General features: G+C 74.0%; 18 protein-coding genes. 9 read left to right on the top strand and 9 right to left on the bottom strand.

Going from position 1 to position 20330, the window contains the following annotated elements:
- Positions 1 to 360 precede the first annotated feature (360 nt).
- Both ACFVXG_RS31850 and ACFVXG_RS31845 read left to right on the top strand, forming a co-directional pair.
- Positions 361 to 1260 carry an EamA family transporter gene (locus ACFVXG_RS31850; RefSeq protein WP_387932434.1) on the top strand — a complete coding sequence of 300 codons (900 nt, stop codon included), beginning with the start codon at positions 361 to 363 and terminating at the stop codon, positions 1258 to 1260.
- A gap of 78 nt (positions 1261 to 1338) precedes the next feature.
- On the top strand, positions 1339 to 1590 hold the full coding sequence (locus ACFVXG_RS31845) for a hypothetical protein (protein ID WP_387932432.1): 252 nt from the start codon (positions 1339 to 1341) through the stop codon (positions 1588 to 1590).
- A gap of 33 nt (positions 1591 to 1623) precedes the next feature.
- Here ACFVXG_RS31845 and ACFVXG_RS31840 read toward each other — a convergent pair whose 3' ends face one another.
- Together ACFVXG_RS31840 and ACFVXG_RS31835 are read right to left on the bottom strand one after the other, a co-directional pair.
- Entirely contained in the window at positions 1624 to 1953 is a 330-nt protein-coding gene (locus ACFVXG_RS31840; RefSeq protein ID WP_387932430.1) for a hypothetical protein, read from the bottom strand.
- Complete coding sequence (locus ACFVXG_RS31835; protein ID WP_387932429.1) at positions 1950 to 2276, bottom strand: SAV_915 family protein; 327 nt, start codon at positions 2274 to 2276, stop codon at positions 1950 to 1952. Before ACFVXG_RS31835 ends, ACFVXG_RS31840 begins: the two co-directional genes overlap by 4 nt.
- A 435-nt stretch (positions 2277 to 2711) precedes the next feature.
- Here ACFVXG_RS31835 and ACFVXG_RS31830 point away from each other — a divergent pair, with 435 nt between their 5' ends.
- Positions 2712 to 4931, top strand: coding sequence for an NADP-dependent isocitrate dehydrogenase (locus tag ACFVXG_RS31830; protein ID WP_387932427.1), 2220 nt, complete (start codon positions 2712 to 2714; stop codon positions 4929 to 4931).
- A gap of 123 nt (positions 4932 to 5054) precedes the next feature.
- On the opposite strand, the gene ACFVXG_RS31825 is transcribed toward ACFVXG_RS31830, so the two are convergent.
- The gene (locus ACFVXG_RS31825) at positions 5055 to 5693 is read right to left on the bottom strand and encodes a YdcF family protein (RefSeq protein WP_387932425.1); all 639 of its coding nucleotides are present in this window, start codon (positions 5691 to 5693) and stop codon (positions 5055 to 5057) included.
- A 131-nt stretch (positions 5694 to 5824) separates the two neighbouring features.
- Positions 5825 to 6847, bottom strand: a complete 1023-nt coding sequence (locus ACFVXG_RS31820) for a cytochrome c oxidase assembly protein (RefSeq protein ID WP_387932423.1) — start codon at positions 6845 to 6847, stop codon at positions 5825 to 5827.
- Positions 6848 to 7082: 235 nt separating this feature from the next.
- On the opposite strand from ACFVXG_RS31820, the gene ACFVXG_RS31815 reads away from it, so the two are divergent.
- From ACFVXG_RS31815 to ACFVXG_RS31805, 3 genes are all read left to right on the top strand, one after another.
- A complete protein-coding gene (locus ACFVXG_RS31815) occupies positions 7083 to 8036 on the top strand; it encodes an NAD-dependent epimerase/dehydratase family protein (protein ID WP_387932421.1) in 954 nt (317 codons plus the stop codon).
- A gap of 125 nt (positions 8037 to 8161) precedes the next feature.
- Positions 8162 to 8905 (top strand): 3-oxoacyl-ACP reductase family protein, encoded by a 744-nt coding sequence (locus tag ACFVXG_RS31810; RefSeq protein ID WP_387932419.1) that lies wholly within the window; start codon positions 8162 to 8164, stop codon positions 8903 to 8905.
- 139 nt (positions 8906 to 9044) lie between these two features.
- On the top strand, positions 9045 to 9947 hold the full coding sequence (locus tag ACFVXG_RS31805; RefSeq protein WP_387932579.1) for a UTP--glucose-1-phosphate uridylyltransferase: 903 nt from the start codon (positions 9045 to 9047) through the stop codon (positions 9945 to 9947).
- A gap of 45 nt (positions 9948 to 9992) precedes the next feature.
- On the opposite strand, the gene ACFVXG_RS31800 is transcribed toward ACFVXG_RS31805, so the two are convergent.
- Entirely contained in the window at positions 9993 to 10496 is a 504-nt protein-coding gene (locus tag ACFVXG_RS31800) for a DinB family protein (RefSeq protein WP_387932417.1), read from the bottom strand.
- Between the two features lie 185 nt (positions 10497 to 10681).
- Here ACFVXG_RS31800 and ACFVXG_RS31795 point away from each other — a divergent pair, with 185 nt between their 5' ends.
- Positions 10682 to 11194 carry a hypothetical protein gene (locus ACFVXG_RS31795; RefSeq protein WP_387932415.1) on the top strand — a complete coding sequence of 171 codons (513 nt, stop codon included), beginning with the start codon at positions 10682 to 10684 and terminating at the stop codon, positions 11192 to 11194.
- Positions 11195 to 11322: 128 nt separating this feature from the next.
- Here ACFVXG_RS31795 and ACFVXG_RS31790 read toward each other — a convergent pair whose 3' ends face one another.
- The 4 genes from ACFVXG_RS31790 to ACFVXG_RS31775 all read right to left on the bottom strand — a co-directional run bounded on the left by ACFVXG_RS31790 (position 11323) and on the right by ACFVXG_RS31775 (position 15708).
- Positions 11323 to 12348, bottom strand: a complete 1026-nt coding sequence (locus ACFVXG_RS31790; protein WP_387932413.1) for a 6-phosphofructokinase — start codon at positions 12346 to 12348, stop codon at positions 11323 to 11325.
- Between the two features lie 355 nt (positions 12349 to 12703).
- On the bottom strand, positions 12704 to 13432 hold the full coding sequence (locus ACFVXG_RS31785) for a type 1 glutamine amidotransferase (protein ID WP_387932411.1): 729 nt from the start codon (positions 13430 to 13432) through the stop codon (positions 12704 to 12706).
- 46 nt (positions 13433 to 13478) lie between these two features.
- Positions 13479 to 14741: a MurT ligase domain-containing protein gene (locus tag ACFVXG_RS31780; protein WP_387932410.1), complete on the bottom strand. Its 1263-nt coding sequence runs from the start codon at positions 14739 to 14741 to the stop codon at positions 13479 to 13481.
- Between the two features lie 274 nt (positions 14742 to 15015).
- The gene (locus ACFVXG_RS31775; RefSeq protein ID WP_387932408.1) at positions 15016 to 15708 is read right to left on the bottom strand and encodes a GNAT family N-acetyltransferase; all 693 of its coding nucleotides are present in this window, start codon (positions 15706 to 15708) and stop codon (positions 15016 to 15018) included.
- Positions 15709 to 15930: 222 nt separating this feature from the next.
- Between ACFVXG_RS31775 and ACFVXG_RS31770 the strand changes: the two genes are divergently transcribed.
- Together ACFVXG_RS31770 and ACFVXG_RS31765 are read left to right on the top strand one after the other, a co-directional pair.
- On the top strand, positions 15931 to 19845 hold the full coding sequence (locus ACFVXG_RS31770) for an amino acid adenylation domain-containing protein (RefSeq protein WP_387932407.1): 3915 nt from the start codon (positions 15931 to 15933) through the stop codon (positions 19843 to 19845).
- A gap of 121 nt (positions 19846 to 19966) precedes the next feature.
- The gene (locus ACFVXG_RS31765; RefSeq protein ID WP_387932406.1) at positions 19967 to 20233 is read left to right on the top strand and encodes a hypothetical protein; all 267 of its coding nucleotides are present in this window, start codon (positions 19967 to 19969) and stop codon (positions 20231 to 20233) included.
- The last annotated feature ends 97 nt before the right edge of the window (positions 20234 to 20330 follow it).

The raw sequence follows: 20330 nt of genomic DNA, 5'->3' as shown, positions 1-20330 counted from the left end.
GCTGAATGTTTACTTTCTTTGCCAGATATCCGTGCAGGTAGGGGGCCGTCTGTTCATGAGCGTGTTACGTGACTCGCGAGTAGGTTCACTATTTGAGCGTCAATTGAGGATCGCCGTCCGGTCGGGCAATATGGATCGCCCGCTGGTTTATGGGAATGACGCGAACCGCATAGTCATGCCGTCGGAGGTGCGGCGTAGGCTGGATCCGTGCGTTTCGTGATCCTCCCGCCGCCGGTCCGCTAGCGGGCGGCGTACCGATCCGACCCGGCCGAGCGGGAGAGCCCCTCGGCGCCGGGGCGATGACTGCCGCCCGCGTACCCCGCGGACCTGAACCGGCGAGCCATCGTGGAGTACCGACGCATGACCTCCTACGCCGCCGTGCCGTTCCGGCACGGCCTGTTGTCCATTTCCGCCGCCGCCGTCGCCTGGGGAGTGGGCGGAGCCGTGGCCGCGCTGCTGATGCGCACCAGCGGGCTCGGCCCGGTGGCCGTCTCCTGCTGGCGCTTCGGCGTCGCGGCGCTCTGCCTGGCGCTGCTGCCCGCGCGGGCCTCCGGCCGCTCCGGGGTGTCCGGGGCTTCCGGTACGTCCGGGGCCTTCGGCGGCCGGCGCGGGGCCGCCGTGCTGACCGGCCTCGGACTGGCCGTCAGCCAGTGCGCCTACTTCGCCTCCGTGCACTACGCGGGCCTGGGGTTGGGCACCCTGATCACCATCGGCGCCGGGCCGGTGCTCACCAGCCTCGGCGGGCACCTGCTGCTCGGCGAACGCCTCACCGGGCGGGCGGCGGCCGCCGTCGCACTGGCCCTCGGCGGGCTGGTCCTGCTGGTGGCGGCCCCGGCGGCCGGGCCGCGTCCGGCGCTCGGGGTGGGCCTCGCGGTGCTCGCGGGCGCCGGCCAGAGCGGGCTGACCCTGTGGGCCCGGGGCGGCGGTTCGGCCCGGGCCAGTACCGGGGCCTTCGTCACCGGGCTGCTCTGCCTGCTGCCGTTCGCGGCGCTCCAGGGCGTGCTGCCGAGCACCGGGCAGCCGGCGCTGACCGGGGGAGCGCTGCTGTTCCTCGGGACGGTGCCGACGCTGCTCGCCTACCGGTGGTACTTCACCGGGCTGACGGCCGTGCCGGGCACCACCGCCTCGGTCCTGGTCCTGCTGGAGCCGGCCACGGCGGCGGTGATCGGCGTGCTGTTCCTCGGCGAGCCGTTCACGGCGGGCCTGGTGGCCGGTTCGGCGCTGCTGCTGGCCGCGATCGCGGCCCTGGCCCGCGCGTAGCGGGCGGGTGCGGCGGGGTGCACCCGGGCGGGCCAGCTGTGGTCGCCGGGGGCACGCCGCCGTGCTGTCGTGGGCCGCATGAAGACCTCACGCGCGGCCCGGGTGGCCGTCACGACCGCGACCACCGTCCTCCTCGCCGCCGCCGTCGCGGCCCCCACCGCCTCGGCGGCGGGAGCCGCCCGGCGCGACGTCACCGCGGCCACCTGCCGGGCCGCGGGCGGCCACGTCGAGGGCAGCGGCTACTGCGTGGACGCGAGCGGCGAGGACGCCTGGGGTGCGGAGATCGACGGCCAGGCGGTCAATCCGAACCCGCGCCCCGGGTTCGAGTGAGGCGGGCCCGCCGTACTCGGCTCGGGACCAGACTCAGGGCACCGGCCGGAGCGTCACCGGGGCCGGGGTGAGCGAGCGCAGCACCAGGTCGATCCGCACCCTGGCGGCGCCCGCCCGGTGGAGGGCGGCGGAGACCGCCCGCAGCTCCTCCGGGCCGGTGCAGACGAGGCGGAGCTCCAGGTCGGCGTCCCCGGCGAGGGCGAGGCCGCTCCGGACGGCCGGGAACTCCGCCGCCAGCCGGTCGAAGTCCAGCGGGACGGGCCCGTGGCTGATCCGGGCGATGGCGTGCAGCGCCCGGGTCCGCTCGGGGCGTCCCGGAGCGGGTTCGCCCCCGTCCGCGACGAGGCGGAGCGGGGCCGTCACCGGTGCTGGAGGTGGGCGGTCGGGGCCGGGGAGGGGGCCGCGCCGGGGGTGGCGCCGACTGCGGCGGGGGTGGTGACGGGCGGGGCGACCAGTCCCGGGTCGAGCACCAGGGTGTCGACGCCGAGCGGCCTGGTCAGGTTGCGCAGGGCGGCCTCGCCGAGCTCGGTGTAGGCCTGGTCCGGCCCGAGCAGGGCGGTGAGGGCCTCGGGGCTGGAGAAGCCGACCGCGCAGCGGACGCCGTTGCGCATGCGGAAGAGGCGGAGGGCGGCGGTGCTTCCGGTGCCGGTGGTGGTGACCGGAACGTGCCAGACGACGCAGGCCATGCGGATGCTCCCGAGTGGGGTGGTGGTTGCTGCCGGAACTGCTTGGCTCGACGCTAGGCCGGGTCCTGCCGGACATCGCCGGTCCTGACGCAGCGTTGACCGAATGGGGTGGTGCGTTGACGCACTCCTGACACCCGGCTCACCCGATTGGACTACACCAGTTCCGCATCGGCCCGAACTCGGCCCGAACGGTGTCGTACAACCGTCCCAACCCCGCCCGTCCCGTACGGCCCGGGAACGCTCCGCTTGCCGTGCGCCGCGCCCAGGACCACGGTGGATCCGGCCCCCGGTGCGCCCCGCGCGGGCCCCGCGGCGCGCTCCTCGCGGGCCTCCGGATCCGACCGGCGCGCGCTCCGGGGCGGGGGGAGGTGGAGAGTGGGGCCCGGGACGAGATATCTTGACGTCAAGACGTTGGAGACGTGAAGCGGAGTACCGATGACTGACTCGACCATCATCTATACGCACACCGACGAGGCTCCGGCCCTGGCGACCTACTCGTTCCTGCCGGTGGTCCAGGCGTACGCCTCGACGGCGGGCGTCCGGGTGGAGACCCGTGACATCTCCCTGGCCGGGCGGATCATCGCCAGCTTCCCGGAGCGTCTGACCGAGGCCCAGCGGATCGGCGACGCCCTGGCCGAGCTCGGTGAGCTCGCCAAGACCCCGAGCGCCAACATCATCAAGCTGCCGAACGTCTCGGCCTCCGTGCCGCAGCTGAAGGCCGCCATCGCCGAGCTGCAGGCCCAGGGCTACGCCCTGCCGGACTACCCGGACGACCCGCACACCGACGAGGACAAGGACGTTCGCGTCCGCTACGACAAGATCAAGGGCAGCGCCGTCAACCCGGTCCTGCGCGAGGGCAACTCGGACCGCCGCGCCCCGCTGTCGGTCAAGAACTACGCCAAGACCCACCCGCACCGGATGGGTGCCTGGACCGCCGAGTCCAAGACCAACGTCGCCACCATGGGCGAGAACGACTTCCGCTCCACCGAGAAGTCCGCCGTGGTCGCCGCCGACGGCGCCCTGCGCATCGAGCTGGTCGGCCAGGACGGCACCACCACCGTGCTGCGCGAGAAGGTCCCGGTGCTGGCCGGCGAGGTCGTCGACGCCTCCGTGATGCGCGCCGCCGCCCTGAACGACTTCCTGGCCGCCCAGGTCGCCCGCGCCAAGGCCGAGGGCGTGCTGTTCTCGGTGCACCTCAAGGCCACCATGATGAAGGTCTCCGACCCGATCATCTTCGGCCACGTGGTCCGCGCCTTCTTCCCGCAGACCTTCGCCCGCTTCGGCGACGCGCTGGTCGCCGCCGGCCTGAACCCGAACAACGGCCTCGGCGGCATCCTGGCCGGCCTCGACGCGCTGGAGAACGGCGCCGAGATCAAGGCCTCCTTCGAGGCCGAGCTGGCCGAGGGCCCGGCCCTGGCCATGGTCGACTCCGACAAGGGCATCACCAACCTGCACGTGCCGAGCGACGTCATCGTCGACGCCTCGATGCCGGCCATGATCCGCACCTCCGGCCACATGTGGGGCCCGGACGGCCAGGAGGCCGACACCCTCGCGGTGCTCCCGGACAGCAGCTACTCCGGCGTGTACCAGGCCGTCATCGACGACTGCCGCGCCCACGGCGCCCTGAACCCGGCCACCATCGGCTCGGTTCCGAACGTCGGCCTGATGGCCCAGAAGGCCGAGGAGTACGGCTCCCACGACAAGACCTTCGAGATCGCGGCCGCCGGCACCGTCCGCCTGGTCGACGCCGAGGGCAACGTCGTGCTGGAGCAGGCCGTCCAGCCGGGCGACATCTTCCGCGCCTGCCAGACCAAGGACCTGCCGATCCAGGACTGGGTCAAGCTGGCCGTCACCCGCGCCCGCGCCACCGGCGACCCGGCCGTGTTCTGGCTGGACGCCGAGCGCGCCCACGACGCCGTGCTGATCGAGAAGGTCAAGGCGTACCTGCCGCAGCACGACACCACCGGCCTGCAAATCGAGATCATGTCCCCGGTCGAGGCCACCAAGTTCTCGCTCGAGCGCATCCGCCGCGGCGAGAACACCATCTCGGTCACCGGCAACGTGCTGCGCGACTACCTGACCGACCTCTTCCCGATCCTGGAGCTGGGCACCAGCGCCAAGATGCTGTCGGTCGTCCCGCTGATGGCGGGCGGCGGCCTGTTCGAGACCGGCGCCGGCGGCTCCGCCCCGAAGCACGTCCAGCAGCTGGTCAAGGAGAACTACCTGCGCTGGGACAGCCTGGGTGAGTTCTTCGCGCTGGCCGCCAGCTTCGAGCACCTGGCCTCCACCACGGACAACCCCCGCGCCCAGGTGCTGGCCGACACCCTGGACCGTGCCACCGGCACCTTCCTCAACGAGGACAAGTCGCCGAGCCGCCGCCTCGGTGGCATCGACAACCGCGGCAGCCACTTCTACCTGGCCATGTACTGGGCCCAGGAGCTGGCCAAGCAGACCGCCGACGCCGAGCTGGCCCAGGCCTTCGACGCGCTGGCCAAGGCGCTGACCGAGCAGGAGAAGGCCATCGTGGACGAGCTGATCGCCGTCCAGGGCTCGGCCGTCGACCTCGGTGGCTACTACCAGCCGGACCCGGCCAAGGCCGCGGCCGTGATGCGCCCGTCGAAGACCTTCAACGAGGCGATCGCCAACCTCGGCTGACGCCGGTCGGGTTGACGTACCGGGAGGCCCCCGGGTCCGCTGCGGCGGGCCCGGGGGCCTCTCCGCGTGTCAGGCCGCCGCGGGGGGCCGGGGCGGGCCGGGCGGCCGGATCCCACGGCCCGGTCAGGCCAGGCCGAGCACCACTCCCGTCCCGGTCAGCAGCAGGAGGGCGGCGCCGTTGGCCCGCGGCAGCGCGAGCGCCGTGCCGACCGCCTCGCGCAGCAGCTGGTACGGGCCGTGGGCGAGCGGCCCGTCCGCGCCGAGCGTCCGGGCGGGGGCGCCGGCCCGGTGGGCGGCCAGGGCGGAGCGGACGGTGTGGAAGCCGCTGGTGACGACGACGCAGCGGTAGCCGGGCTGCTCGGCGGCCATCAGCTCGGCGCTGAACCGCAGGTTCTCGGCGGTGTTCACGGCCCGCTCCTCGCGCCGGATCCGCTCGGCCGGGACGCCCCGGGCGAGCAGGTAGCGGGCCATCGCACCGGCCTCGGTGCACTCCTCGTGCGGGCCCTTGCCGCCGGTCACCAGCAGCAGCGGCGCGTGCCCGGCGGCCTCCTCGGCGGCGAAACGTTCCAGCGCGGCGTCCAGCCGGGCCGCCAGGGTCGGCGCGGGCTCGCAGCCGTTCAGCGCGGCCCCCAGGACCACCAGGTAGTCGGCCCCGGCGGGCACCGGGCGGCGGCGCTGGAACAGCGCGCAGCCGAGGAAGCCGAGCAGCCAGAGCAGGGCGTACCCGCCGAGCAGGACGGCGAGGAGGAACAGGGCGTGCATACCCCTCGAACGCCTCCGGTGGAACGACCGTTCCACACCATGACGGGAGCTGTATGACGAAGCCCACGTCCTCCGGGGAGGGCGTGGGCTTCGGGGTGCTTGGGCGGCGAAGGGGGGAATGGGTCCTGGGCTCAGCCGGCGTCGGTGGCCGGGAGGACGGGGGCGGCCGCCGGGGCGGCGGGGCCGGCGGCGGGGCCGGCGGCGGGGCGCTGGCCCTTCTTGTGCAGCGAGGCCAGGTAGGCGTTGTACGCCTCCAGTTCGGCGTCGCCGCTGCGCTCCTCGGCGCGGTCCCGGCGGCGGGCCTGCCGCTGCTCGGAGCCCATCCACTGGTAGACCAGCGCGATCAGCACGATCGCGGTCGGGATCTCGCCGAACGCCCAGGTGATGCCGCCGGCCAGCTTCTGGTCCTCCAGGAGGTCCGTCCCGGGTGGTGAGCCCTGGACGGTGAAGGTGGTCACCAGCGGGTGGCTGGCCATCATCACCGCCACGCCGAAGAAGGCGTGGAACGGCATCCCCATGAACAGTTCGATGATCCGCATCACGTGGCCGGGGCGGTGCGGGCCCGGGTCCACGCCCATGATCGGCCAGAAGAAGGTCAGACCGGTCATGAGGAAGTGCACCATCATGAAGATGTGCCCGAGGCGGTACTGCATCAGGAAGTCGAACGCCGGGGTGAAGTAGACCCCGTACAGGCTCGCGATGAACATCGGGATGGTGAACGCCGGGTGCGAGATCACCCGGACGTAGCGGCTGTGCAGCAGCGCCACCAGCAGCTCGCGCGGACCGCGCGGCCGGCCCTTGCCCGCCGGGCGCAGGGCGCGCAGCGCCAGCGTGATCGGGGCGCCGAGCAGCAGCAGGATCGGCGTCAGCATGGACAGCACCATGTGCTGGATCATGTGGGCGCTGAACAGCACCATGCCGTAGTCGTTCAGCCCGCTGCAGGTGACCAGCAGCAGGCTGGCGACGCCCGCGACCCAGCCGACGACCCGGCCGATCGGCCAGCGGTCCCCGCGCCGGTACAGCCGGACCACACCGGTCAGGTACAGCGCCAGCGCGACCAGGCCGCCGAGCAGGAACACCCAGTCCGGGGACCAGGTCCACACGTTCGAGAGGCTGAACGGGCCTAGCGGGGTCATCCCTCCGTGGTGGTGCATTCCTGACATTCCGTCGCCCATCGGCGGGTCCCGCTTTCCGTCCTGGTGGCCCCCGGTGGGGTCCGGTTCGCCCGTTTTGCTTGGCATACAGCCTAGGTGGGCCTTACCCCGGGCGTGCCGCCGCCCCCACCGTACGGGTGGACGGCCGGTCGGCGGGGCACCGGCCGGCCCGGTCCGCGGACCGGGCCGACCGGTGCCCTAGACTGACCGGCCGGTCGGCAGGGAGGAGCCAGTCATGGCGGCGGCACAGCGGCCCGGGGCGCGGACGGCGGTCGCGCTCACCGGGGCCACCGGGTTCATCGGCTCGGCCGTGCGGGAGGCCCTCGCGGCCCGCGGTGTCCCGGTGCGGGCCCTGGTGCGCGGGGAGCCCGTCGCGGACGGGCACACCGACTGGGTGCCCGGCGACCTCGCCGACCGGGCCGCGCTGGACGGGCTCTGCTCGGGCGCCGGGGTGCTGCTCCACCTCGCCTCCCGGGTCGCCGGCGGCGCCGAGGAGTGCGCGGCCGTGAACGACCGCGGCACGGCGGCCGTGCTGGCGGCGGCCACCCGGGCCGGGATCCGGCGGATCGTCCACCTGTCGACCACCGCCGTGTACGGCGAGGGCCCGCACGCGGGCATCGACGTCGACGAGGTGCCCGCCGCGCCGGTGTCCGAGGCCAGCCGCACCCGGCTGCTCGGCGAGGGCCACGCCCTGGCGGCCGGCGCCGCGGTGCTGCGGCCCGCGCTGGTCGTCGGGACCGGTGACCGCTGGGTGGTGCCCGCTCTGGCCGAGCTGGCCCGCAGGGTCCCCGGCCGCTGGGCGGGCGGCGAGGCCCGGCTCTCCCTGGTGGACCGGGCCGACCTGGCCCGGCTGATCGCCGGGCTGGCCCTGGACGCCCCGGCCCCGGTGGCGGGCGTCCACCACGCGGCCCACCCGGAGCCGGTCCGCGGCGGCGACCTGCTCGACGCCCTCGCCGGGCTCGGCCTGCTGCCCGCCCAGGACGGACCGGCGCTGCCCTGGCAGGAGTGCCGCCGCCGGCTCGCCGCCACGCCCGGGCGGGTCTCCGAGCGGCAGTTCGCCATGGTCGCCCGCGACCACTGGTACCGCAGCGACGGGATCTGGCGCCTCGCCGCCTGCCCGGCCGGCCCGGGCCCGCTGACCCGCCTCGCCGGGGCGGCGCCCTGGTACCGGACGGTGTTGGGGCTCTAGCCCGGCAATCGGCGGGCCCGCGGCGGGCGGGGGCCCGCCCGGGAAACCAGTTGAATCTGACGCCGGTGTCAGGTCCTACCTTCGAGGCGCGGCGAACGCCGCGTCCGTTGACAGGGGGAAGAACGATGAGCAGTGACCTGACCGGCAAGGTGGCCCTGGTGACCGGCGGCAGCCGCGGTATCGGTGCGGCGGTGGCCAAGCGGCTGGCGGCCGAGGGGGCGGCGGTGGCGGTGACGTACGTCCGGGCGGAGGACCAGGCCCAGGCGGTCGTCAAGGAGATCGAGGCGGCGGGCGGCCGGGCGGTGGCGATCCGCGCCGACCTGGTCGAGGCGGACGCCGCCGCCCGGGCGGTGGAGGAGACGGTCCGGCAGCTGGGCGGGATCGACGTCCTGGTGAACAACGCGGGCTTCCTCACCTACGGACCGCTCGCCGAGGTGACGGTCGAGGAGATCGACCGGGTGCTCGCCGTCGACGTCCGGTCGGTGTTCCTGGCCGCCCAGGCGGCGGCCCGGCACATGGGCGACGGCGGGCGGATCATCAGCATCGGCTCCTGCTTCAACGGGCGGGTCCCGGGCGCGAACTTCGTCCTCCAGGCGACGGCCAAGACCGCGCTCACCGGCCTGACCAAGGGCCTGGCCCGGGAGCTCGGCCCGCGCGGGATCACCGTCACCGTCGTCGACCCGGGCCCGATCGACACCGACATGAACCCGGCCGACGGCGACTCCGCGGGCTTCCAGCGCTCGCTCACCGCGCTGGACCGCTTCGGCGAGGCCGAGGACATCGCCGCCGCCGTCGCGTTCCTGGCCGGCCCCGGCGGCCGCTACGTCACCGGCACCGCCCTCGCGGTGGACGGCGGCTACACGGCCTGAGTGAACAGCCGGTGCGGGGGAGGGCGGTGGTGGTCCGCCGTCCCCCGCGGCCGGGGATGATCATGGGGTGATCCTTGGTAGCGTCGGTCACGGTGCCGCTCAACTGCGGCGCAGCACCATCGACATGAGAGAGCATCACATGGCCCCCAGGACCATCCGTCGAGCCGTCATCCCCGCCGCCGGGCTCGGCTCCCGCCTGCTGCCGCTGACCAAGGCCACCCCGAAGGAGATGCTGCCGGTCGGTGACAAGCCGGTGATCGAGCACACCGTGCGCGAGCTGATCGAGAGCGGCATCACCGACATCACCATCGTCGTCAACGGCGACAAGGGCCTGATCCAGGAGCACTTCCGCCCCAATCCGGTGCTGGTCGAGCAGCTGCGCCGGGACGGCAAGGCGGCGTTCGCGGACGCGGTCGAGGAGGTCGGGGAGCTGTCCCGCAAGGGGCACATCAGCTACCTGTACCAGCACGGCCCGTACGGCAACGGCACCCCGGTGCTCAACGCCGCCCGGCACTTCGGGGACGAGCCGTGCCTGGTGCTGTGGCCGGACGACGTGTTCGTCGCCGAGGTGCCCCGCGCGCAGCAGCTGATCCGGGCGTTCGAGCAGACCAACGCGCCGGTGCTCGCGCTGATGCCGATGGCGCCCGAGGACTCCTACCGCTACGGCGTGCCGGTGGTGAAGGAGGACCTCGGCGGCGGGTCGCTGCGGATCACCGGCCTGGTCGAGAAGCCCAAGCCGGCCGACGCCCCCTCCGGGTACGCCGCCATCGGCGGGTACGTCATCACCCCCGGCATCGTCGACGAGCTGCGCGAACTCACCCGCCGCTGGCACGAGAAGCCCGAGGACGAGGTCTACCTGACCGACGCCATCAACGCCTACGCGGCCCGCCGCGCCGTCTACGGGCAGGTCATCGCCGGCACCTGGTACGACACCGGCAACCCCGCCGCCTACCTGCGCGCCCAGTTCGCGGCCGCGCTCGCCAACCCGGAGTTCGGCGGCGAGCTGCGCCGGCTGGCCGCCGAGCTCGCACCGGCGGAGTAGCCGTCGGTCCGTCCGGCCGGTGCGGCCCCCGGGTCGCCCCCGGGGTCAGCTGCGGTCGTGGTCGCCGGTGGCGCCGTCGGTGAGTTCGCGCAGGATGTCCAGGTGCCCGGCGTGCCGGGCGGTCTCGGTGGTCATGTGGATGAGCACCCAGCGCAGCGAGACCGTCCGGCCCGTCCAGGAGGTGCCGGTGGACTCCAGGTCGAGCTCCTCGATCACCTCGTCGGCGGCGGCCCGGGCGCGGGCGTAGAAGGCCAGCACGTCCGCCGTCGACTCGTGCGGCTCGATCCGCAGGTCGGAGCTGTCGTCGGCGTCGATGTCGAAGGGCAGCGGCCCGGTCTCCCGGCCGAAGGTCTCCCGGAACCAGCCGAGTTCGGCGCCGCCGAGGTGCTTGACCAGGCCCAGCAGGTTCGTCCCCGAGGGCGTCAGCGGCCGGCGCAGCTGCTCGTCGTCCAGGCCCTGGAGCTTCCACACCACCGCGTCGCGGTGCCGGTCCAGGGCCGCGTGCAGGCTTTCCTTCTCACCGCCGGTGAACGGCACGATCTTGACCATGTGCGAGACGGTAGCAGAGCCACCTCTCCGGTGCGGGCGCGGAGTTCACGACCGCCGACCGCCGCTGGTGCGCCACTGCGCCCCCGGCAAAGTGCCGGACGGCGTTGACGCCCGGTGTCGGCGGGGCGGAGCGTGAAGCCCGGCACCTGCCACCCCTGTCCGGCACCACGGAAGAGGAACCCGTCATGCGTCGAAGAACCCTGGCCGTCTGCGCCGCCGCCCTCGCCGTCCTCCTCGGGTGCGCGGGCACTGCCGCCGCCGCCCCGGTCGCGCACCCCGCTCCGGCGGCCGCCGCCGCCCCGCACTCCAAGCCCGCCGCCAACCCGCCCTTCGGGGCGCAGACGCGGATCGCGCTGTACGCCCCCGTCCCGGCTGGTTGGGCAGTGATCAGCCGGAACTATGCGAACCAGGACAAGCTCATCGAGTACCTCGGCGGAGCCCCCTTCGGGGCCAGGGTCGCGGTGCTCGCCAACCAGGGACTGCCGGCCGGCTGGGTGCTCGTCGGCGGCCTGCTCGACGGCCAGACTGCGGTGGTGAGCTACCTCGGCGGCGCCCCGCACGGCACGACGGTCATCGCCTACGTGGAGATCCTGATGCCGGGCGGCCGCATCATCGGCTACCCCGTCCCGGCCGGCTGGCGGATCCAGTCCACCGTCACCCGGAGCGACGGCACCTACCGGGTCCTGCTCTTCCCCTGAGCCGGGTCGCCAAGTTGACGCATCGTCAACTCCAGCTGCACTGAGGCCCGTTAGCACGACGGCCCCCGGACCGCGTGGTGCGGTCCGGGGGCCGGGTGTCGGCCGGTGGGCCGGGGGAGGGGCGGCGGTCAGAGGACCGTCTCGGCCTCCTGGTAGCGCTCCTGCGGGACGGTCTTCAGCTCGGCGACGGCCTCGGCCAGCGGCACCAGGTTGATGTTGGTGCCCTGCAGCGCGGTGATGTGCCCGAAGGCGCCCTTGTGGACGGCCTCGACGGCGTGCCAGCCGAAGCGGGTGGCGAGCACCCGGTCGTAGGCGGTGGGGGTGCCGCCGCGCTGGGTGTGGCCGAGGATCACCGGGCGGGCCTCCTTGCCGAGCCGGTGCTCCAGCTCGCGGGAGAGCTGGGTGGCGATGCCGGTGAAGCGCTCGTGGCCGTAGATGTCCTTGGTGCCCTCCTCCCAGTGCATGGTGCCGGGCTCGGGCTTGGCACCCTCGGCGCAGACCACGATGGCGAACTTCTTCTGCCGGTCGAAGCGCTCGCGGACGACGGCGGTGAGCTTCTCGATGTGGAACGGGCGCTCCGGCACGACGATGGCGTGCGCGCCGGCCGCCATGCCGGCGTTCAGCGCGATCCAGCCGGTGTGCCGGCCCATGACCTCGACGACCATGACCCGCTGGTGGGACTCGGCGGTGGTCTTCAGCCGGTCCAGGGCCTCGGTGGCGACCGAGACGGCGGTGTCGAAGCCGAAGGTCACGTCGGTGGCGGCGATGTCGTTGTCGATGGTCTTGGGCACGCCGACGATCGGCAGGCCCGCGTCGCTCATCAGCTTGGCGGCCTTGAGGGTGCCCTCGCCGCCGATCGGGATGACGGCGTCCAGGCCGAGGTCGGCGCAGTACTTCTTGGCCCGCTCGACGCCGTCCCGCAGGTGGCTCGGCTGCACCCGGGAGGACCCGAGGATGGTGCCGCCCTGGGCCAGGATGCCGCTCACCGAGTCCAGGGTCAGGGGGCGGTGGTGCCCCTCGAGGAAACCGCGCCAACCGTCCTCGAACCCGATGATCTCGTCTCCGTGGTCGACCACCCCCCGGTGGACCACGGAACGGATCACCGCGTTCAGTCCGGGGCAGTCACCGCCGCTGGTCAGCACTCCGATACGCATTAGCTTTGCAACTCCCGAGCAGAACCGAGGAACGGCCGGACTACAGGCTGGGACGACGAGCCGTCACCCGTGACGCGGCGTTCCTCCCACCGGGGTGGCGGGGAGGTGGCCGCGGGGTGATGGACCGGCCGATCCGGACAGAACGTCCGAAATCGGCCGCGAAGTCGAGCATACGGCCCCTGGTCCGGCCGGGCAGGAGCCGACGCGGGAGCGGCGCCGTCGGCGCCCCCGCGCGGAATTGCAGCCTGCTGCCGAGGAGGGTGTGCAGCCGGCAGCCCCATTGTCGTACGTCCGGGGCCGCCCGCGGGCCGGGTGACCGCATCGCGGGCACCCGGGCGGGGCGTACCGGTGAGTACTACGCGGGGCGCGTCGTGGCGGCGATGCGCTCGGCGCGCAGCGCGTCGTACCAGGTGGTGTCGGCCGGCGGCAGGGCGTTGACGTCCAGCGCCAGCCTGATCAGCAGGTCCGCCACGGCGGGGTTGCGGGCCAGCACCGGGCCGTGCAGGTAGGTGCCGAAGACGGTGTCCCGCCAGGCGCCCTCGGTGCCGTCGCCGGTGCCGTTGCCGCGGCCGACCGTGACGTTCGCGAACGGCTGGACGCCCTGGCCGAGGTGGGTGACGCCCTGGTGGTTCTCGAAGCCGGTCAGCTGCGGCAGGCCGAGCCGCGGGTCCACGTCGGCGAGCACGTCGCCGACGCAGCGGGCGCCCTCGCCGCGGGTGGTCCAGACGTCGAGCAGGCCCAGGCCGGGCTCGCGCTCGCCGAGGTCGTTGATGAACTCGTGGCCCATGATCTGGAAGCCGGCGCAGACGCCGAAGATGATCGCGCCGTTCTCGGAGGCCCGCACCAGGCCGCTGTCGGCGCGCAGCCGCTCGGCGGCCAGGCGCTGGGGGCGGTCCTCGCCGCCGCCGATCAGGTAGATGTCCCCGCTGGTGGGGATCGCCTGGTCGGAGCGGACGTCGATCCGGGTCACGTTGAGATGGCGCTGGCGGGCCCGGCGCTCCACGACCAGGGCGTTGCCGCGGTCGCCGTAGGTGCTGAGCAGGTCCGGGTAGACCCAGACCACGCGCAGGCTGCTCTCACTCATCCTCGAAGGCCTTCCGTCACGAAAAGACTGGTGTGCGGGCGCGGCATCAGCCGGCCACGACCTTCCGCAGCTGCTGGAAGGCGGTGTAGTTGGCGATGGCCTCGATCCGGCCGGGCGGGGCCATCCGGACGGCCTGCTCCAGGGTGTCCACCACGTGGAACTGCAGCCCGGCGACCTCCAGGCGGACGGCCAGGTCCAGCTTGCGCTGGCCCATCACGAAGATCGGGTGCCCGGCGAGGCGCTCGTAGTCGACGTCCCACAGCCAGGAGGTGTCGGTGCCGTCGGCGTCGAGGGCGTTGACCGAGAGGATCACCGGGGCCGGCGGGCCGTCGATCAGCGAGAAGGTCTCCAGCCAGCCGGCCGGGTTCTTGGCGAGCAGCAGCCGGATGTCCCGGCCCTGGTACTGCACCACGTCGTAGCGGCCGGCCACGGCGGACACCGAGCGCATCCGCTCCAGGGCGACCTGCGGGGAGACGCCGAACACGGCGGCGACGGCGGCCGAACTGGTGGCGTTGGCCAGGTTGGCGCGGCCGGGCAGCTGGAGCTGGATCGGCCAGGCGCCGCGCTGGGGGTCGATCACGTGGGTGCCCTGGAGCGCCCAGTGCGGGTTGGGGCGCCGGAAGCCGCAGTCCTGGCAGAACCAGTCGTCGCCGGGGCGCTGCATCACACCGCCGCACGCGGGGCAGGACCAGGCGTCCTCCTTCCAGGCCTGTCCGGCGGCCACCCAGACCACCTTCTTGCAGGAGGAGGCGGCCCAGGTCACCAGCGGGTCGTCGGCGTTGGCGATGACCACGGCCTCGGTGTCCTGGAGGCCCTCGCGCCACTTCTCCGCCATCATGCGGGTCTCGGCGGCGCGGTCGAGCTGGTCGCGGGAGAGGTTGAGCAGGGCGATCGCCTTGGGGTGGGTGTCGCGGGCGACCGTCGCCAGGTACTTCTCGTCGACCTCGATCACGCCGAAGCGGGCGTCCGTGCCGCCGGCCAGGGCGGAGGTGATGCCGGCCGGCATGTTGGCGCCCAGGGCGTTGGAGACCACCGGGCCGGCGGCACGCAGCGCCTCGGCGATCAGGCGGGTGGTGGTGGTCTTGCCGTTGGTGGCGCTGACCAGGACGACGTCGAGGTGGTCGGCCAGGGTGGCGAGCAGGTCGGGGTCGAGCCTGAGGGCGACCTTGCCGCCGATCACCGAGCCGCTTCCGCGACCGGCCTTACGGGACACGGCGGCGGCGACCTTGCCGGCCGTGACCGCGATCTTGGCGCGGGCCGGCAGCGAGGCGTCGCGTGCGCCTGTGGGCTCCGATTCGGTGCCTGCCATGCTCAGTGGTTCCTCCTTGCTGCGGCACCACCCGCTGGCCGGATAACGGGCCGTCGGGCGGCGGGGACGGGGCCAGCCTACCGACTCCGTAGCCCGGCCGGACGATCCGGACCCCATGCCGCCTGCTGCGACGACGTGGCGGGGGCTGCTGACGGCCCGTCAAGGAGGGCGGTGTACGGAGGGACCGCTGGTCCCCGGCGGGATGCTCCGCCGCGGCCCCGGGCTCCTCGGGCACCCGGTAAGGATGTGGTGAAGAGATGTGATGAAGAAACGATCAGCGGCCCGGAGCGGGCGCTGAGGCGGCGGCGGGCGCGGCTCCGGCGGCCAGGGTGGCGGTGATCACCAGGGTGCCGTCCTCGCAGTGGAAGTCCAGCGGCGCCGCCAGCCGGCGCATCGCGGCGATCAGCCCGGTGTTGGCGGCCTGGGTCACCGCGTACACCGTGCCGATCCCGGCCGCCCGGGCCGCCGCGGTCAGCCGCCGGAGCAGGGCCAGGCCCAGCCCCTGCCGCTGCCAGGCGTCCTCGACCAGCACGGCCAGCTCCGCCTCGTCCTCGTCCCACATCAGGTGCCCGAGGGCGACGACCCGCCCGTCGGGGGCGACCGCCACCAGGCTGCGGCCGTGCCGGGGGTCCAGCAGGTGGTCCAGGTAGCGGTCGGCGTCGCGGACCGGGCCGTGGTAGCGCAGCCGCAGCGAGGCGGGGGAGCAGCGGCCGTGCAGCGCCAGGACCGCCGCCTTGTCGGCGGGGTCGGCCGGGCGCAGCAAGAGCTCGGTCCCGTCCGGCAGGGACAGCCGGGACACCTCCTGGGACCGGGCGGCCGGCAGCGGGTGCGAACGGGGCTGGCGGTGCGGGCCGCCGGTGGGCGCGGGCAGCCGGGCGGCCTGCCCGTCGGGCGGTGCGCACCGGTGCTTCGACCTGCGGAAGGGCCGGTGCCAGAGCCGTTCGAGGCGGGTGCGGGATGCCGTCATGGGCTCGACGCTACCGACGGCTCGCTTCCGGCCGGTTACGTGATCGTGAACGCACGAATGCCCGGGGGTGCGCGGGCGTCCCACCGGGACGAACCCGTCACAGGTCCAGACCGGTGCCTCATGCGGCCGGGACGGCGGGCGGCCGACGGTGGAGTCCATGCCCGGCGCTCCTGGTGAGCAGGTCCGCCGGGGCCCGTACGTCCACGCACCGAAGGCTCTCCCATGCGCAACACCGACCTCTCCACCGCCGCCACCGTCTCCGCCACCGCCCCCGGCGGCACCCCCGTCAGCCGCCTCCCGCACGCCCGCCGGGCGCCCGTCGGCACCTCCCTCACCGGGCTGCTGGACCAGCAGGCCCGCACCCGGCCGGAGTCCCCGGCCGTGGTCGGCGAGGGCGGCCGCCTCACCTTCCTGGAGCTGTCCGAGCGGGCCCGCGGCCTGGCCGCGGAGCTGCGCGCGCTGGGTGCCGGGGCGGACGACTGCGTGGGCCTGTACGTCGAGCCCTCGGTGGAGCTGGTCGCCGGGGCCTGGGGCGTCCTGTACGCCGGGGCCGGCTACCTGCCGCTGTCGCCCGAGTACCCCGAGGACCGGCTCCGCTACATGATCGAGGACAGCGGCACCCGGATCGTCCTCACCCAGCGGCACCTGCGCGGGCGGCTGGCCGCGCTGGTCCCGGCCGGCACCGCGATCCTCACCGTCGAGGAGGTGCCGGCGGCCCACGGGCGGTCCGAGGAGGGGGCGCGGCCGGAGTCGCTGGCCTACGTGATCTACACCTCCGGCAGCACCGGCCGCCCCAAGGGCGTGCAGATCGAGCACCGCGCGGTGGTCTCCCAGCTGCGCTGGCTGCACACCGCCGGGCACCTCGACCCCGAGGTCACCGTGCTGCAGAAGACCCCGATGAGCTTCGACGCCGCCCAGTGGGAGATCCTCGCCCCGGCCGTCGGCGCCCGGGTGGTGGCCGGCACGCCCGGCCTCTACCGGGACCCGGAGGCGCTGGTCGCCGCCGTGCGCCGGTACGGCGTGACCGCCCTGCAGTGCGTGCCGACCCTGCTCCAGGCCCTGCTGGAGACCGAGGGCTTCACCGACTGCACCGGCCTGACCGGCCTGTTCTCCGGCGGCGAGGCGCTCTCGCTGCGACTGGCCCGCGAACTGACCGCCGCCCTGCCCGGGGCCGCGCTGGTCAACCTGTACGGCCCGACCGAGTGCACCATCAACGCCACCGCGCACCCGGTCGACCCGGCCGCGCTCGGCGACGGCGCCGGCTCGGTGCCGATCGGCCGGCCGGTCGACAACACCCAGTGCTACGTGCTGGACGAGCGGCTGGCCCCGGTCGCCCCCGGGGCGGTGGGCGAGCTGTACATCGGCGGCGTCCAGCTGGCCCGCGGCTACCTGCACCGGCCGGAGCTGACCGCCGAGCGGTTCGTGCCCTCCCCGTTCGCCCCGGCCGAGAAGCTGTACCGCACCGGCGACCTGGTGCACTGGAACCCCGACGGCACCCTCCAGTTCGCCGGCCGGGTCGACAACCAGGTCAAGCTGCGCGGCTACCGGGTCGAGCTGGACGAGATCGCCCGGGCGATCGAGGAGCACACCTGGGTCCGCCGCTCGGCCGCCGTGGTCACCGGCGACGAGCGCACCGGCCACCCGAACCTGGTCGCCTGCGTCGAGCTGAACCCGCGCGAGGCCGCCCTGATGGACCAGGGCAACCACGGCGGCCACCACCAGTCCAAGGCCAGCCGGCTCCAGGTCAGGGCCCAGCTGTCCGACCCCGGGGTGCGGGACCTCGCCCGGCTGGCCGGGCGGGAGAAGGTCGAACTGCCCGGGCGGCGCGAGAGCGAGAGCCAGCGGCGGGCCGTCTTCGCCCGCAAGACCTACCGCTTCTACGACGGCGGCCCGGTCACCCGGGACGACCTCACCGCGCTGCTCGCCCCCCGCCCGGCCGGCCCCTTCGGCCGCGAGCTCGGCCTGCTGAGCTTCCCCGAACTCGGCCGCGTGCTGCGGTGGTTCGGCCAGTTCCACAGCGAGGAGCGGCTGCTGCCCAAGTACGCCTACGCCTCGCCCGGCGCGCTGTACGCGACCCAGCTCTACCTGGAGACCGGCGGCCTGGACGGGCTGGCCGCCGGGCTGTACTACTACCACCCGGTCGAGCACGCCCTGATCCGGATCGGCGACGCCGACGCCCGCCCGGAGCCGTACCTGACGCTGCACTTCTCCGGGAAGACCGGGGCGATCGAGCCGGTGTACAAGAACAACATCCGCGAGGTGCTGGAGTTCGAGACCGGCCACATGCTGGGCGTGCTGGAGGAGGTGCTGCCCGAGTACGGGCTGGAGGTGCGCCCGTACGGCTTCGACCCGGCCGTCCGGCGGCGGCTGGACGTCGCCGAGGAGGACCACTACCTGGGCAGCTTCACCGTCGACCGCAACCGCGGCGCCGCCCCCGAGGAGCACACCGAGCTGTACGTCCAGGCCCACGCCGACCGGGTGGACGGCCTGCCGGCCGGCCTCTACCGCTACGCCGACGGCGGGCTGACCAGGGTCGCGGACGAGGTGGTGGAGCCGCGGCAGGTGATCGCGATCAACCAGGCCGTCTACGCCCGGGCCGCGTTCGGCATCACGGCGGTCAGCCGGGCCGCCGAGGACTGGCTGGAGTACATCGCGCTCGGCACCAAGCTGCACCACCTCCAGCGCAACGGCCTGGGCCTGGGCTTCATGTCCTCCGGCTACAGCTCCAAGTCCGGCCACCCGCTGCCCTCCGCGCGCCGGATCGACGAGATCCTCGCCGCGGCCGGGATCGCCGCCGGGCCCTCGTACTTCTTCCTCGGCGGGAAGGTGAGCGAGGAGCAGATCGGCAGCGAGGGCATGCACGAGGACACCGTGCACATGAAGGGCCCGGCCGAGATCATCAAGGACGAGCTCGCCACCCTGCTGCCCGACTACATGCTGCCCAACCGGGTGCTGATCGTCGACGCCCTGCCGCTCACCGCGAACGGCAAGGTCGACCTCAAGGCGCTGGCCGGCTCCGAGGCCGTCCGCGCGGACGCGGTGCGCGGCGAGTTCGTCGCCCCGGGCAGCGCGCACGAGCGGTGGCTGGCCGAGGCCTGGGGGCAGGCGCTGAAGTACGAGGAGGTCTCGGTGACCGACGAGTTCTTCGCGGCCGGCGGCAACTCGCTGACCGCCGTCGCGCTGGTCAACCGGATCAACCGGGAGTTCGGCACCTCGCTGCCGCTGCAGGTGGTCTTCGAGTGCCCCAAGCTGGCGGACCTGGCGGCCCGGATATCGGCCTCGGTCTCCGGTGCGGCCGCGGCCCCGGGCGCGGACGGCGCGGCGGCCTCGCGGCTGGTGCCGCTGCAGCCGGGGGAGCAGGGCCGGCCGGTGTTCTGCTGGCCCGGGCTGGGCGGCTACCCGATGAACCTGCGGCCGCTCGGCCGGGAGGCGAGCGACGGCCGCGCCTTCTACGGCGTCCAGGCGCACGGCATCAACGAGGGCGAGACGCCGTACGCCACCATCCGGGAGACGGCCGCCGCCGACGTCGCCGAACTGCGGCGGGTGCAGCCAGAGGGCCCGTACACGCTGTGGGGCTACTCCTTCGGCGCCCGGGTCGCCTTCGAGGCGGCCTGGCAGCTGGAGCAGGCCGGCCAGCGGGTGGAGCAGCTGCTGCTGATCTGCCCGGGCAACCCGAAGGTCCGTCAGGCCGACGGGCGGGAGTACGGCCGGGAGTCCTCGTACGCCAACCCCGCGTACCTGACCATCCTGTTCTCGGTGTTCGCCGGTGCGATCAGCGGGCCCGAGCTGGAGCGCTGCCTGGCCGAGACGGTCGACGAGGAGTCGTTCGTCGCCGGAGTGCACCGGATGCTGCCCGAGCTGGGCGAGGAGGTGATCCGCCGGATCACCCGGATCGTCGGCGGGACGTACGAGTTCGAGTACAGCTTCCGCGAGCTGGCCGAGCGGCGGCTGGCGGCGCCGGTGACCGTCTTCAAGGCCGCGGGCGACGACTACTCCTTCATCGAGGGCAGCAGCGGCTACTCGGCCGTCCCGCCCACCGTGGTGGAGCTGGCCGGGGACCACTACGGGGTGCTGAAGGAGCACGGGGTGCTCGAACTGGTCGCCGCCATCCGGGCGGTGGAGCGGATCACCGCGTGACGGCCGGTCGCTGACCCGGACACACTCACGGATGGCCCAGGATCCGTGACCGCGGGAGCCCCTTCGGATAGGGATGGCTCGGCTTTCCGCCGAACCCGTCTCGATCCGAAGGGGCTCCCCCATGCTCGCGAAGAACTCCGCACTGGCCACGGCCTGTTGCGCCCTGCTGCTGGCCGTGCCGCTCGCCCTCGCCCAGTCGGCGGCCGCCGCCGGCAGCGCCACCAGCACCAGCGGCAACAACACCAGCATCAACAGCAGCAGCAACAACGGCCCCAAGACCCCGCAGGAGGCGGCCGCCTGCAAGAGCGTCACCGGCGCGCTGCTCGGCGGCTTCGGCGGCATGCTGGGCAACGCGGTGTGCGTGGTGCAGCCGGCCGACAAGGGCTGAGCGGCCCGCCGACCCGGCGGTTGGGGGGGGGGCGGGGGGGGCGGGGGCGCGCCCCCCCGCCCCCACAGCCCAACGCCCCCCCCCCCCCGCCGGCCGC

The organism is Kitasatospora sp. NPDC058162 (assembly GCF_042884005.1).
Lineage (GTDB): Bacteria > Actinomycetota > Actinomycetes > Streptomycetales > Streptomycetaceae > Kitasatospora.
This window is presented reverse-complemented; position numbering and strand designations above follow the sequence as displayed.